Source organism: Mycobacterium sp. (assembly GCF_965229105.1).
GTDB lineage: Bacteria > Actinomycetota > Actinomycetes > Mycobacteriales > Mycobacteriaceae > Mycobacterium.
In genome coordinates this window covers 5,877,437-5,890,415 of sequence record NZ_OZ245858.1, presented here as the reverse complement: position 1 = coordinate 5,890,415, position 12,979 = coordinate 5,877,437, and the positions used below count along the sequence as shown (strand labels likewise).

The window sequence follows — 12,979 nt, the reverse complement described above, 5'->3', positions numbered from 1 at the left end:
GTTGAGATGAGCAATAAGTCAGCTGACTACGGCGTGCATTCCGAGGTCGGCAAACTGCGCAAGGTACTGGTCTGTTCCCCGGGCCTGGCCCATGAACGGCTCACGCCAAGCAATTGCGACGACCTGCTGTTCGACGATGTGTTGTGGGTGCAGAACGCGCGGCGGGACCACTTCGACTTCATGGACAAGATGCGCGACCACGATGTCGAGGTGGTCGAGCTGCACAATCTGCTCACCGAGACCATGGACATTCCCGAAGCCAAGACCTGGCTGTTGGACCGCAAGATCGTCGCAAACGAAGTGGGTCTTGGCCTCGTCGATGACACCCGAGGCTTCCTTGACTCCTTGCAAACCCGTCGACTCGTGGAGTTCCTGATCGGCGGCATGTCCACCCGAGACCTGCCGGCCGACCTGAAATCGGGCTACCGCGGGCTGGCCCGTGAAGATCACGGCGTCACCGAGTATTTGATGCCGCCGCTGCCGAATACGCTCTACACCCGGGACACCACCTGCTGGATCTACGGCGGTCTGACGCTCAATCCGCTGTTTTGGCCCGCCCGCCACGACGAGACGCTGCTGATGAAGGCGATCTATGAGTTCCACCCGGATTACGTGGGTTCGACGGTGTGGTGGGGTGATCCGGAGCGGTCGTGGGGCCTGGCCACCATCGAGGGCGGTGACGTGTTGGTCCCCGGCAACGGGGTGGTGCTCATCGGGATGAGCGAGCGCACGTCACGCCAAGCCATCACCCAGGTCGCCGCGCAGTTGTTCGCCAGGGGCGCCGCTGAGAAGGTCATCGTCGCAGGCATGCCCAAGCTGCGGGCAGCGATGCACCTGGACACCGTCTTCACCTTCGCCGACCGGGACGTGGTGACCATCTACCCCGAAATCGTCGACCGCATAGCACCGTTCACGCTGCTGCCCAGCGATGACGAGCGCGGTGTCGAGGTCGTCGAGGAGAGCAAACCCTTTGTCGAAGTGGTCGCTGCGGCGTTGGGATTGGGGTCGCTGCGAGTGGTGGAAACCGGCGGTAGCGCGTATGACTCGGAGCGTCAGCAGTGGGACAGCGGGAACAACCTGGTCGCCGTCGAGCCCGGTGTGGTCTTCGCCTACGACCGCAACACCCACACCAACTCGCTGCTGCGTAAGGCCGGGGTCGAGGTGATCACCATCGTCGGCGCGGAACTGGGGCGCGGTCGCGGCGGCGGGCACTGTATGACCTGCCCGATCATCCGCGACGCGATCGACTGGTAACGCCTCGTCGCCTTTCTAGAACACGTTTCAGTTCGGCTGCTAGCCTTGGCGCGGGCTCACGAAAGGACTGGCGATGTCGGCAGCTGGCGGATCACTTGAGGGACGGGTGGCGTTCGTCACCGGCGCGGCTCGCGGGCAGGGCCGGGCACATGCGATCCGGTTGGCCGAGGACGGCGCCGACATCATCGCCATCGACAGCTGTGGGTCCATCTCGGACACCATCACCTACCCCATGCCGTCGGCCGACGATCTCGCCGAGACGGTGGCCGCCGTGGAGTCGACCGGTCGTAAGGTCCTGGCCCGTGAGGTGGATATCCGTGATCTCGCCGCCCAACAGCAGGTGGTGGCCGACGGTATCGAGCAGTTCGGCAGGCTCGACATCGTGGTGGCCAACGCCGGTGTCCTGAGCTGGGGCCGGATGTTCGAGATGTCGGAAGAGCAGTGGGACACCGTCATCGAGGTCAATCTGTCCGGCACCTGGCGCACGATCCGTGCAGCCATTCCAGCGATGATCACACCCGGCAACGGCGGGTCGATCATCATCGTCAGCTCATCGGCGGGGCTTAAAGCCACTCCGGGTAACGGTCACTACTCGGCCTCCAAGCACGGCCTCGTCGGGCTCACCAACGCGCTGGCGATCGAGGTGGGGGAGTTCGGCATACGGGTCAACTCCATCCACCCGTATTCGATCGACACCCCGATGGTCGAACCGGACGCGATGATGGAGATCTTCAGCAAGTACCCGGCCTTCCTGCACAGCTTCTCGCCGATGCCGTACCACCCGGTCAATCATGCGGGCAAGAAGGGTCTAAAGGAGTTCATGAGTCCCGAAGAAGTCTCGGACGTGGTGTCCTGGTTGGCCGGTGACGGTTCGGCGACCATCTCAGGGTCGCAGATCGCCGTCGACCGCGGCACCGCCAAGTACTGATCTTTTTTCCCGCGAGCAGACACAAACTCGTACCGTTTGGCGTCAAAAAGTATCTGTTTGCGTCTGCTCGCGGGAGAAACAGTTAGGCGGGCAGGACCAGCACCGGTACCGGGCTGTGCCGGACGATCTTCGCGCCGCGGGAGCCCAGGAACACGCTGGCGATCCCGCCGCGGGGTGAGGTGCCAAGCGCCAAGATCTCGCCATCGAGCCAGTTCACCGCGTCCAGTGCCTCATCCCAACCGTTGCCGGTGACCACCAGCAGTTCGACACCGTCGGCGATCACGCCATCGGTCTTGAGCTCGGCCAGCGCTTTTCGGGCGTGGGTGGCCCATTCGGCCAGGATCGAATCCTCTGCGTGCAGGCCGACTTCAGGTGGGTACATCGTCCGACCCCGCACCGCGAACGTCGCCACCCGCAGCGGAACGTCGAGGTCATCGGTCAGCGCGGCGACCCGCTGCACGATCTGCACGGCGTCTGGCGTGCCAGGGAAACCGACGGTGATGCGAGTGAGCTGGCCTGATTCGCTGCCCCGGTAACCGCGCGGGCTGATCGCCAGCGGGACCGGTGACGAATGCAGCAGGCGGTCGGCGGTCGAGCCGAGCACCACCTGGCCCAGTTGGCCGCTGGCTGCCGAACCGAGTACCAGCACATCGGCGTTCAGTTCCGCCGCAGCCTCCAGCAGTCCGCCGGATACCGACCGGTGCGCCACCTTGTGGTAGACGATCGCCAGACCGTCGGCCAGCGGCGTGAGCAGCCTGGCGGCTTCATGCTGGGAGTCCGCGGCGAGCTTGTCCGCCCACTCGGCATACTCGGCATCGATGCGCGCGGGCGACGGTGTCAGCCATGGCCGCGGTACCACGGTGACGACGGTCAGCGAGGTATTGAGCGTCCTGGCGGCCTCGACCGCGAGGTGCAGGGCCGCCGATCCGCCCTTACCTGCCAGATATGCGGCGACGACGGTCACTGCGCATCCCTCGGCGGGTGCACGACGTCGACTCCTGTTGCAGCGGTGGCGATCACGCCGTCACCGCCGTCATTGAGTGCGCTGTGGTGCCGGCTCCACACCAGGTAGAAGACCAACGCGACGGCCACCCAGATACTGAAGGCGATCCAGGTGTACCAGTGCAAACTGTAGAGGATGTAGCCGCACGCCAGGATCGACAGCACCGGCGTCACCGGGTACAGCGGCACCTTGAAACCGCGCGGCAGATCGGGTTCTCGCCTGCGCAGGATGATGACGCCGAGGGAGACGATCATGAAGGCCACCAGGGTGCCGATCGAGACCATATCGGCCAGCTTGTCCAGCGGCACGAACCCGGCGAGAATCGATACGATCACCGCGACGATCACGGTATTGCCCACCGGCGTCATCGTTTTCGGATTCACCTTGGCAAATCGCGCAGGCAGTAGGCCGTCGCGGCCCATCGCGAACAGAATTCGGGTCTGGCCGTACATCACCACGAGGGTGACCGAGAAGATGGAGATCACCGCACCCGCTGCGAGAACTGTTGAGGCCCAGGTACTCCCGGTGACGTTATCCAGGATGGTGGCCAGCCCGGCCTCTTCCTGATTCTCGAATTCGGTCCACTTCTGGGTACCCAGCGCCGCCACCGTGACGATGACGTAGACAGCGGTCACGATCAGCAGGGCCGCGATGATGGCCTTTGGCATCGTCTTCTGGGGGTCTTTGACCTCGTCGCCGGCGGTGGAGACGGCGTCAAGGCCGATGTAGGAGAAGAAGATTGTCCCGGCCGCCGCACCGATCCCCGCGACGCCCATGGGCGCGAAATCGGCGAACTGATCGGCGTTGAATGCGGTGAACGCGATGATGGCGAACAGGGCCAGCACACCGAGCTTGATCACCACCATGACGGTGTTCACCGCGGCTGATTCACTGGCGCCGCGGATCAGCAACAGGGCACACATCACGATGAGGACCACCGCAGGCAGGTTGAACCAGCCGGGATCGGAATCCCACGGGGCGGCGGACAGCGCGTGCGGTATCTGGACGCCGAAGAGGTTATCGAGCAGCTTGTTCAGATAGCCGCTCCAGCCCACCGCCACCGCGGCGATCGAGACGCCGTACTCCAGGAGCAGACAGGCGGCGACGCCCATCGCTACGAACTCGCCTAGCGTGGTGTAGGCGTAGGAGTACGTCGAACCCGACACCGGTACTGCCGAGGCGAGTTCGGCGTAACACAGGGCGGCCAGGCCGGCCGCGATACCCGCGATGATGAACGAGACGACCACCGCTGGGCCCGCGCTGGGCACCGCCACCGACAGCACGAAGAAGATACCGGTGCCGACGGTGGCCCCGACGCCGAACATCGTGAGCTGGAAGGTGCCGATGGTCCGTTTCAGGTTCGACGAAGCACCATGGGCGACGGGCGCGCCGACGACCGGTCTGCGTCTGAGCATCTGCTCGATGAGGGTGACGGTAGGTGCTCGATCAGCTGAGGTCATGGTGCCTCCTGTTATGCGCTAAATAGCGCTACCTGTTTTGTGTGACCGTGCGTCGGCCAGCGCCGCGGCGAACTGGTCGACAGCCCAGTCGATCTCGTCAGCCGAGATGACCAGTGGTGGGGCGAACCTCAGCGTCGAGCCGTGGGTGTCCTTGACGAGGATTCCTCGCGCGGCCAGCATGAGGCTGATCTGCTTACCGGTGCCCAGTGCCGGGTCGATATCCACCCCGGCCCACAGTCCGAGCCCGCGCACGGCAAGCACGCCGTGCCCGATCAGGGTGCGCAGCCGGGCATGCAGGTGTTCGCCGAGGTCGGCTGAGCGGTCTTGGAATTCGCCGGTGGACAGCAACGAGACGACAGTCGCGCCGATGGCCGTGGCCAGTGGATTGCCGCCGAATGTCGAACCGTGCTCACCGGGATGCAGCACCCCCAGGATGTCGGCGTCGGCTACCACCGCGGACAGGGCAACCACGCCGCCGCCCAGTGCCTTGCCCAGCAGATAGATATCGGGCACCACGCCCCAGTGATCGCAGGCGAAGGTCCGCCCGGTGCGGGCCAGGCCGGACTGGATCTCATCTGCGATCATCAGAACGTTACGCGCGGTGCAGATTTCGCGTACCCGAGGCAGATAGTCGGCGGCGGGGACGATGATTCCGGCCTCGCCCTGGATGGGCTCCAGGAGAACCGCAACGGTGTTCTCGTCGATGGCCTCGGCGATTGCGTCGGCATCACCGAACGGCACCGTGCGGAAACCGGGGGTGAAGGGACCGAAGCCCTGCCGCGCGGAGTCGTCGGTGGAAAAGCTGACGATACTGATGGTGCGACCGTGGAAGTTGTTCTCCGCGACAACGATATTCGCCTGCCCGGCCGGGACGCCCTTGACGTCAGTACCCCACTTGCGGGCCACCTTGATACCGCTCTCCACGGCTTCGGCGCCACTGTTCATCGGCAACACCATCTCCTTGCCGCACAACGCGGCCAGTGCGGCGCAGAACGGTCCGAGCCGATCGGAGTGGAAGGCCCGGCTGACCAAAGTCACGGTGTCGAGTTGGGCGTGCGCCGTGGCGATGATCTGCGGATGGCGATGGCCGAAGTTCACCGCGGAGTAGGCGGCCAAGCAGTCCAGATAGCGGCGTCCCTCGACGTCGGTGATCCAGGCACCCTCTGCGGAGGCCGCCACCACCGGCAAGGGCGAATAGTTATGTGCCGCATACTGGTCATCGACGGCGATCGCCGCGGCCGTCGCAGCGCCAGGACGAGCGGTACCAGGTCGGGTGTCGGCTTCCACAGTGGTCATGGGTGAACCTCCAACGTGCAGCATTTCACGGATCCGCCACCCTTGAGCAGTTCTGACAAATCCACCCCGATGGGGTCAAATCCGGCTTGGTAGAGCTGCTCGGCAAATCCGGTCGCGGCCACCGGATGGACCACATGCTTACCGTCGGAGACCACGTTCAGTCCCAGGACGTAGGCATCGGAGCTGGCCACCTCGATCGCTGTCGGGAACAGCTGCGCCAACGTGGCCCGCGATTCGTCGGTGAACGCCGGTGGGTAGTAGGCGATGGTGGTGTCGTCGAGAACTGCCAGTGCGGTGTCGAGGTGGTAGAAACGCGGGTCGACCAGGGCCAGGCTGACCACCGGCAGTCCGGTCAGGGCGGCAACCTCGTCGTGGGCGGCATGGTCGGTACGAAAACCCTTACCCGCCAGGATCTTTGAGCCGACGACAAGGAAGTCGCCTTGGCCCTCGTTGATATGCCTGGTGTATTCGGGGGTGTGTCCGTTCGTCGTCATCCACTGCGCATATGCCGCCGACTCTCCGTCGCGCTGCGGGTATTTGAATCGTGCGACGATCGCCGTGCCGTTGACCAGCAGACCGCCGTTGGCGGCGTAGACCATGTCGGGCAGTCCGGGTACCGGTTCGACGACGGCGACGGTATGGCCCAGGCGCAGATACGTCTGCCGCAGGTAGTCCCACTGGCGGGTGGCCAGGTCGGGATCGACGGGAGTGGAGGTGTCCATCCAGGGATTGATGGCGTATTCGACGGCGAAATGGGTGGGCGGCGTCATGACGTAGTGCCGGGTGGTGGGTACGCGCGGCTCTTCTGCTGAAGGGTTTTCCGCTGGGAGGCTTTCCCGGACGGCGGACTCGGAGTGGGCGGGGGGACCCGTGACATCTGAGATCGTCATGGATAGATGGTATTCGCCCATAATTGTGCAATCAATCGCCACTTCTTGCGTGTCTAGGCGCGATTCCTTGCGCCAGACGGCCGAATCTGGCAGTTTGTTGCGGCAGCGACTGAAGGAGCCCGATGGATCGCCTGGATGACACCGACGAACGGATTTTGTCCGAGCTGGGCGAGCATGCGCGCGCAACGTTCGCCGAGATCGGTGAGCGGGTCAATCTCTCTGCACCGGCCGTCAAACGCCGGGTGGACAGAATGCTGGACAACGGCGTGATCCGCGGATTCACCACCGTGGTCGACCGCAACGCCCTCGGGTGGAGCACCGAGGCCTACGTGCAGGTCTACTGCCACGGCACCATCGCTCCTGACGAATTGCGCCGGGCCTGGGTGGACATCCCCGAAGTAGTCAGCGCCGCAACGGTGACGGGCACGTCCGATGCGATTCTGCATGTGCTCGCCCGCGATATGCGGCATCTGGAGTCGGCATTGGAGAGGATCCGCTCCAGTGCCGATATCGAGCGCAGCGAGAGCATTGTGGTGCTCTCGAACATCATCGACAGGGTGCGGCCGGAAGGGTGAGACCAGGGCCGGAAAAGGCTTGCGACGATCCCTGCGGGCAGGGTGGTAGACCGCCAGTCTCGTGGATCGTGTAAGAAGCTCCCGTGGAACAAACGGGAATAGTCATTGTGGGTGGGGGACTGGCCGCCACGCGGGCAGCCGAGCAACTGCGCCGCGCCGAGTACGCGGGCCCGGTCACGATCGTCAGCGACGAGATCCATCTACCGTACGATCGGCCGCCGCTGTCGAAGGACGTGCTCCGCGGTGAGGTCGAAAACGTCACGCTCAAACCCCGCGAGTTCTACGACGACAACAACATCACACTGATGCTGGGTTCGGCCGTCACAGGAGTCGACATCGACGCCAAGACGGTGACGCTGGCCGATGGCGCCACGCTGGGCTACGGCGACCTCATCATCGCGACGGGTCTGGTACCGCGACGCATCCCGTCCTTCCCTGACCTCGAGGGCATCAGGGTGTTGCGGACCTTTGACGAGAGCGTGGCACTGCGCACCCATGCCGGCTCGGCGCATCGGGCCGTGGTGATCGGCGCTGGTTTCATCGGGTGCGAGGTGGCGGCCAGCTTGCGCGGACTCGGCGTCGACGTGGTGATCATCGAACCGCAACCGGCACCGTTGGCCTCGGTGCTCGGCGAGCAGATCGGCGCATTGATCGCCAGGCTGCATCGCGAAGAGGGGGTGGATGTCCGCCTAGGCATCGGCGTGGCGGAGGTGGTCGGCGATACCCATGTCCGCAAGGTCGTGCTGACCGACGGCAGTGAGGTGGAGACCGACCTGGTGGTCGTCGGTATCGGCTCCCGCCCGAACACCGACTGGCTGGAAGGCACCGGGATCGATGTCGACAACGGCGTCATCTGCGATAACGTCGGGCAAACCAGCGCCTCGCACGTGTGGGCGCTCGGGGACGTCGCATCATGGCGAGACGCAACGGGACATCAAGCGCGCGTTGAGCATTGGAGCAATGTCGCTGAGCAGGCCCGGGTCCTGGTGCCGGTGATTCTCGGCCAGGAACCACCCGAGGTGATCGTGGTGCCGTACTTTTGGAGCGATCAGTACGACGTCAAAATCCAGTGCCTCGGCGAGCCGGAAGCCGACGACATCGTGCATATCGTCGAGGACGACGGTAGAAAGTTCCTGGCGTACTACGAACGTGACGGCGTATTTGTCGGTGTCGTCGGAGGCGGGATGCCGGGCAAGGTGATGAAGTCGCGCGCCAAGATCGCCGCAGGTGCCGCAATTTCCGACGTGCTGGGCTGACTCGCGCTCTATCCGGTCGAGTGGGTGCGCTGACGTGAGAGGGCAAGTCGGTCCAGGCGGTCGACCGCGGCGTCGAACTGTGCCGCGACCGGAAACTCGCCATGTGGGTCGCAGATCTGCAAGACCCTGCGCACTGGCGGGCTGTCGACGATGACCCAATCGACATCGCTTCGAGCGCAGTGCACGCTGATGTAGTACAACGCGGTGAAACCCTGGCTGCCGAAGAAGTCGACGGTGCGTAGGTCGAGGATCAATTGTCGGGAGATGCCGGTATGACGCTCGACGTAGCGGCCGAGCGCGCGACCGTTGACGGCGTCGATTTCCCCGGAGGCGTCGATGTGGATCCGACCGGGGCCGGGATGGCACACGGTGAACGTCGCCCGGCCGCATTGCTCCGGTTCGCTGATCGACTCCGGTGCCGGCCGGTACAGTCTGATGGTGCCGACGACTGTCATGGCACCCCCTAAATCGTTGTGCGGGAACGTTTTCGGGGTCGGCTATCGTGACACTTGGACTCGACGGGTACCAATTAGGTGCGGTGATGGCAGACGACCCACGGCTGCAAGCTCAACCGGGACCTACTTTAGTACGAATTCCGCACCTGCGGACCAATTCCGTAGCGATAGTCAACTGTGCGTTGTGAGCTTCGGATTTACCCAAAATCTCCACTGCTGTGATGCGGATCGCGGCGCCATATCAGGTTTCGGCAACGAATTCCGTTGTCAACCTCTCGGTGTCAGCGGTCAGAACTCACCGAGGTAGAACCGCGAGCCCTGATCGTCGGCGCACTCGGCCATCAATCCGTAGGGCTGCTGCTGCGGCTCGGAGATGACGGTACCGCCGGCCGCCCGCACCCGGTGGATGGCGGCCCCGATATCGGTGACCGTCCACATCGGCACCGTCATCGGCGCCGCACTGCCGCCGGCCACTCCGCCCATCGGGTGGGCCGGTGAAATCGCCCACCCGTCCTGCACCCGGCCCGGCTCGAAGCTCCAGTGCAGCACCCGACTGTAGAACTCTCGGAATGGCGCGGAATCGCCCACCTCGTAGGTGATGTACGAAAGTTCGCCTGGGCCAGCACCATTGAGCTCAGGTCGGGCGACGTCGCCCGTCGGCTGGTAGATGGCAAAGGGCGCACCTTGGGAGTCCGTCGCCGCCAGCATGATGCCAAAGCCCATGTCCTGGGGTTCGGCGACCGCACCACCCGCAGCCATGATGGCCGCACTGGCGGTGGGCAGGTCGGCGACGGCGTAGCAGCAGAAGAGCGTGCGGTGGCTGTTGATTCCGGAGATGCCGATGGCGAGCGTGGTGTTGGTGACCCGATGTGTCGCGCGATCGTAGGTCCAGCCAAGGACGTGCCCGTAGAACGTTGCGGCTCGGTCTGCGTCGGGCGTCCATACCGACACGTAGCCGATATCGCCGTGCTGGATGCGCGTGGAGGTGCCGGTCGGCGGCCCCGAAAGCATCCACCGGTGACCGAACGGGTCGACGACGATGGCACTGCGGGCACCGTGGTTATCGGCGGCGCCCCGCACGACGGTGGCGCCCCGGTCGCGCGCCAGTGCCAGCGCGGCGTCGGTATCGGCCACGGGCAACATCAGGCTGACCGACGCGGTTCCCTGGGTCGGGCCGCGAAGGCCCAGCTCCGGAAATTCGTCGGCCAGGTAGAGCACCCCGCCGCCGATACCCAACTCGGCATGTCCAATTCGGTTGTCGTCCATCACTATCGGCTCGTCGACCACCACCGCGCCGAAGACGGCGATGTACCAGGCGATAGCGGCCCTGGCATCGGCGACGGTGAGGTAGGGCAGAGCGGCGGGCCGGGGCACGGCGGTCGCGCTGGCGTCGGTGCTCAGTTCGTCGAGGGCTTCTTGCGTACCGCTCATCGTTACTCCTTCGGTTCCTGCGGGCAGGTTCAGCGCGGATTCCAGGCGTCGACGCAACCGCGCCGCGAACGCCGGGTCAGGCTGGATCGGAAGGTCGTCACCGGCCAGCACGGTCAACGGGTCGCGATCGTCGAGTGGGCTCATGACGTGCCTCCTTCCGGGTACTGCGCTCGGAAGGCCCGGCGAGCCCGGACCAGAAGTGCCTCGGTGGCGTGCACCGTGCGGCCGATCACCCGGGCACACTCGGGTACCGAACGGTCATCCATATAGCGCAGAGCCAGCACCGTGCGATGCGATTCGGACAGCTGGGCGAGCACACTCTCGGCGATGATGCGATCGAGTTCGGCATCCCAGTTGTCCTCGGCATCAACCATTTCTGGTATTTCGGCGACCGGGGTGGTGAACCGGTCGGAGCGCCGACGGTAGTGATCGGCCAACTTGTGTCGGGCCACGCCGATCAGCCAGGGCACCGAGATCGGCGGCGGATCCGGTTTCCTGGCAGCATCCATCGCCGCCAGAAAGGTCTCCGAGGTCAGGTCCTCCGCGGTTCCGCGGTCACCACAGCGGCGAACGAAATAGCCGTACACCGCTGGCAGCGCCTCGTCGTACAGCTCAAGAAGGGCCCGCGGCGCATCCACACCCTTATCGTCGCTGTCCGCGGCCAAACTCCGACGGGTTCGACCCGATCTTTTTGATTCGGGTCAGAACTGAGCTCTGGATGGGTGTCATTCCCAGACCACCGGCGGCCCATGCGGTGAGCAGGTGCCCAGGATCTCGTCGGTGTGCTCAGGCCAGCAGCGGGCCCGTACCAGGAATTCGTTCCGGCCCCCCGGTGTCCGGCGGAGCGGTTCGAGGCTCAGCCAGACGAAGGGTGTTGCGGTATCGGCACGTTCGCCGAGTTCACCGGCGCGTGCAGTGACAGCGGCCTTCTCGTCGTCGCTCAAGTACTGCCAGATGATCGAATGCCACAGCACTGTCAGCGTGCCGCGAACCAGCCGCAGACCGGCGACGGCATCACCTGCGGACATTCGGTCCAGCCCGGCCGGTACCCGCCGGGCGATATCGATCGCGCCGTGGAGTCGCTGCAGCCGAACCGGCATATCCGGCCACACATAACTGAGTAGCGTCAGGCGGCCATCGTCGCTGGCGGCGTCCACCGGCGCGATGTCAAAGCCATGGCGTTCGACGATCCGCAGGGGTATCTGCGGGGGACGCAGGCCGTGCCAGGCGTCGTCGATCACCACCGGTGAGCCCTCCGGACCCCATTGGCCGTCGGGGTAGCGGTAGAGATATTGGTCTGCACGCAGGTTCAATCCGGCGCTGGCCCCTATTTCGAAAAGCCTTACCGGCATGGGGGATCGGGTCTCCCTGGAAGCAACGAGACGAAGCAGGCCGCCGATCAGCGCGGCCGACCGACCCACTTCGTTGGTCTGGGGGACGGTGTCCAGTGCCGCGCGCAACCGGTCGTGGTGCGTGGTCGCGGCGGCGGTGATATCGGCCCACGCCCCGGCGATGTCCCAGGTGCCACCCACACTGGGGTACCACCGGGCCAGCTCGGGGGCCCGGCCTTCGAAGACCAGCCGATGCAGTCCGCCGATCAGGCGTAACGCGATAGCCGAGCCGATGGGGTCGTCCTGGTGGCCGCGCAGCACATCGGCGAATGCCCCGCCGGCGTCGGCATCGTCGGCGATGCGGTCGAGTAACTCGCCGTACATGGGCGAGCCCAGCGACGCGCAGATCCGGCCTTGTCTACGCAACACCTCGATCATGGCCGTAGTCATCGACGCTCCAGTGCGTCCAATCCGGAACTGACGGCGTCGAATGCTTCGCCGATCGCGTCCGGTAGTGCCACGGTGGCATCGGCAAGCCAATTCTCGTAAGCCGCCAGGGCGACCCCCAGCATCATCCACCCGACGGCCTGAGCGCCGAGGTCGTCGGCTTGCAGGCCGCAACGCCGGGCGACGAAGCCGGCGATCACCTCGCGCCAACCGGCGTACATCGTCATCGAATAGGCCTGTAGCTCGGCGGTCTCCAGGATCACCCGCATCCGCTCGCGATGCCGCAGCGCTTCGTCGGGGCTGTAGGTGTTGAACGCCAGTAGTGCCCCACGTAGGGCGTCGCGCAGCGACACCTTCTCATCGACCGCGTCGAGCAGATCCTGGAGGTCGGAGAGGTGAACGTCGAAGTCTCCCCAGGGAATTGCGTTCTTCGATGCGTAATAGCGGAACACCGTGCGACGGGCGATCCCGGCGGCGGCCGCGACATCGTCGACGTTGACCGCGTCGAACCCGCGGGCGCTGAACAGGCCGATGGCCACGTCGGCGATATGGCCACGGGTAGTGCTGGGGCGTCGTCCCAGTCGGGGACTGGTTTCAAGAGTCATGCCGCCTCATTTTCACGAACCCTCTTTCCTTCTGGCACTCGATGCCAT

At 65.0% G+C, this 12,979-nt stretch carries 13 protein-coding genes; 4 read left to right on the top strand and 9 right to left on the bottom strand.

Features of this window, described 5'->3' with window-relative positions; genetic code table 11:
- The first annotated feature begins 6 nt into the window (after positions 1-6).
- Together arcA and ADBZ9O_RS27735 are read left to right on the top strand one after the other, a co-directional pair.
- Complete coding sequence (gene arcA, locus ADBZ9O_RS27740; protein ID WP_526526420.1) at positions 7-1,254, top strand: arginine deiminase; 1,248 nt, start codon at positions 7-9, stop codon at positions 1,252-1,254.
- A gap of 73 nt (positions 1,255-1,327) precedes the next feature.
- Entirely contained in the window at positions 1,328-2,182 is an 855-nt protein-coding gene (locus ADBZ9O_RS27735; protein WP_526526418.1) for a mycofactocin-coupled SDR family oxidoreductase, read from the top strand.
- 82 nt (positions 2,183-2,264) lie between these two features.
- Here ADBZ9O_RS27735 and ADBZ9O_RS27730 read toward each other — a convergent pair whose 3' ends face one another.
- Genes ADBZ9O_RS27730 through ddaH form a run of 4 tightly spaced genes read right to left on the bottom strand, consistent with a single transcriptional unit; the run spans position 2,265 to position 6,831 of the window.
- On the bottom strand, positions 2,265-3,146 hold the full coding sequence (locus tag ADBZ9O_RS27730; RefSeq protein WP_526526417.1) for a universal stress protein: 882 nt from the start codon (positions 3,144-3,146) through the stop codon (positions 2,265-2,267).
- Complete coding sequence (locus tag ADBZ9O_RS27725; RefSeq protein ID WP_526526416.1) at positions 3,143-4,645, bottom strand: amino acid permease; 1,503 nt, start codon at positions 4,643-4,645, stop codon at positions 3,143-3,145. Before ADBZ9O_RS27725 ends, ADBZ9O_RS27730 begins: the two co-directional genes overlap by 4 nt.
- Positions 4,646-4,663: 18 nt before the next feature.
- On the bottom strand, positions 4,664-5,941 hold the full coding sequence (gene rocD, locus ADBZ9O_RS27720; protein WP_526526415.1) for an ornithine--oxo-acid transaminase: 1,278 nt from the start codon (positions 5,939-5,941) through the stop codon (positions 4,664-4,666).
- Positions 5,938-6,831, bottom strand: coding sequence for a dimethylargininase (gene ddaH, locus ADBZ9O_RS27715; protein WP_526526414.1), 894 nt, complete (start codon positions 6,829-6,831; stop codon positions 5,938-5,940). Before ddaH ends, rocD begins: the two co-directional genes overlap by 4 nt.
- Positions 6,832-6,953: 122 nt before the next feature.
- Here ddaH and ADBZ9O_RS27710 point away from each other — a divergent pair, with 122 nt between their 5' ends.
- Both ADBZ9O_RS27710 and ADBZ9O_RS27705 read left to right on the top strand, forming a co-directional pair.
- A complete protein-coding gene (locus ADBZ9O_RS27710; protein WP_526526412.1) occupies positions 6,954-7,406 on the top strand; it encodes an Rv2324 family transcriptional regulator in 453 nt (150 codons plus the stop codon).
- 83 nt (positions 7,407-7,489) lie between these two features.
- Complete coding sequence (locus ADBZ9O_RS27705) at positions 7,490-8,662, top strand: NAD(P)/FAD-dependent oxidoreductase (RefSeq protein WP_526526410.1); 1,173 nt, start codon at positions 7,490-7,492, stop codon at positions 8,660-8,662.
- An 8-nt stretch (positions 8,663-8,670) separates the two neighbouring features.
- On the opposite strand, the gene ADBZ9O_RS27700 is transcribed toward ADBZ9O_RS27705, so the two are convergent.
- From ADBZ9O_RS27700 to mftR, 5 genes are all read right to left on the bottom strand, one after another.
- Positions 8,671-9,117 (bottom strand): STAS domain-containing protein, encoded by a 447-nt coding sequence (locus ADBZ9O_RS27700; RefSeq protein WP_526526409.1) that lies wholly within the window; start codon positions 9,115-9,117, stop codon positions 8,671-8,673.
- A gap of 288 nt (positions 9,118-9,405) precedes the next feature.
- Positions 9,406-10,692 carry a VOC family protein gene (locus ADBZ9O_RS27695; RefSeq protein ID WP_526526407.1) on the bottom strand — a complete coding sequence of 429 codons (1,287 nt, stop codon included), beginning with the start codon at positions 10,690-10,692 and terminating at the stop codon, positions 9,406-9,408.
- Positions 10,689-11,186, bottom strand: coding sequence for an RNA polymerase sigma factor (locus tag ADBZ9O_RS27690; RefSeq protein WP_526526406.1), 498 nt, complete (start codon positions 11,184-11,186; stop codon positions 10,689-10,691). Before ADBZ9O_RS27690 ends, ADBZ9O_RS27695 begins: the two co-directional genes overlap by 4 nt.
- Positions 11,187-11,273: 87 nt before the next feature.
- Positions 11,274-12,329 carry a DUF2332 domain-containing protein gene (locus ADBZ9O_RS27685; RefSeq protein WP_526526405.1) on the bottom strand — a complete coding sequence of 352 codons (1,056 nt, stop codon included), beginning with the start codon at positions 12,327-12,329 and terminating at the stop codon, positions 11,274-11,276.
- Positions 12,326-12,931 carry a mycofactocin system transcriptional regulator MftR gene (gene mftR, locus ADBZ9O_RS27680; RefSeq protein WP_526526404.1) on the bottom strand — a complete coding sequence of 202 codons (606 nt, stop codon included), beginning with the start codon at positions 12,929-12,931 and terminating at the stop codon, positions 12,326-12,328. Before mftR ends, ADBZ9O_RS27685 begins: the two co-directional genes overlap by 4 nt.
- Between the last annotated feature and the right edge of the window lie 48 nt (positions 12,932-12,979).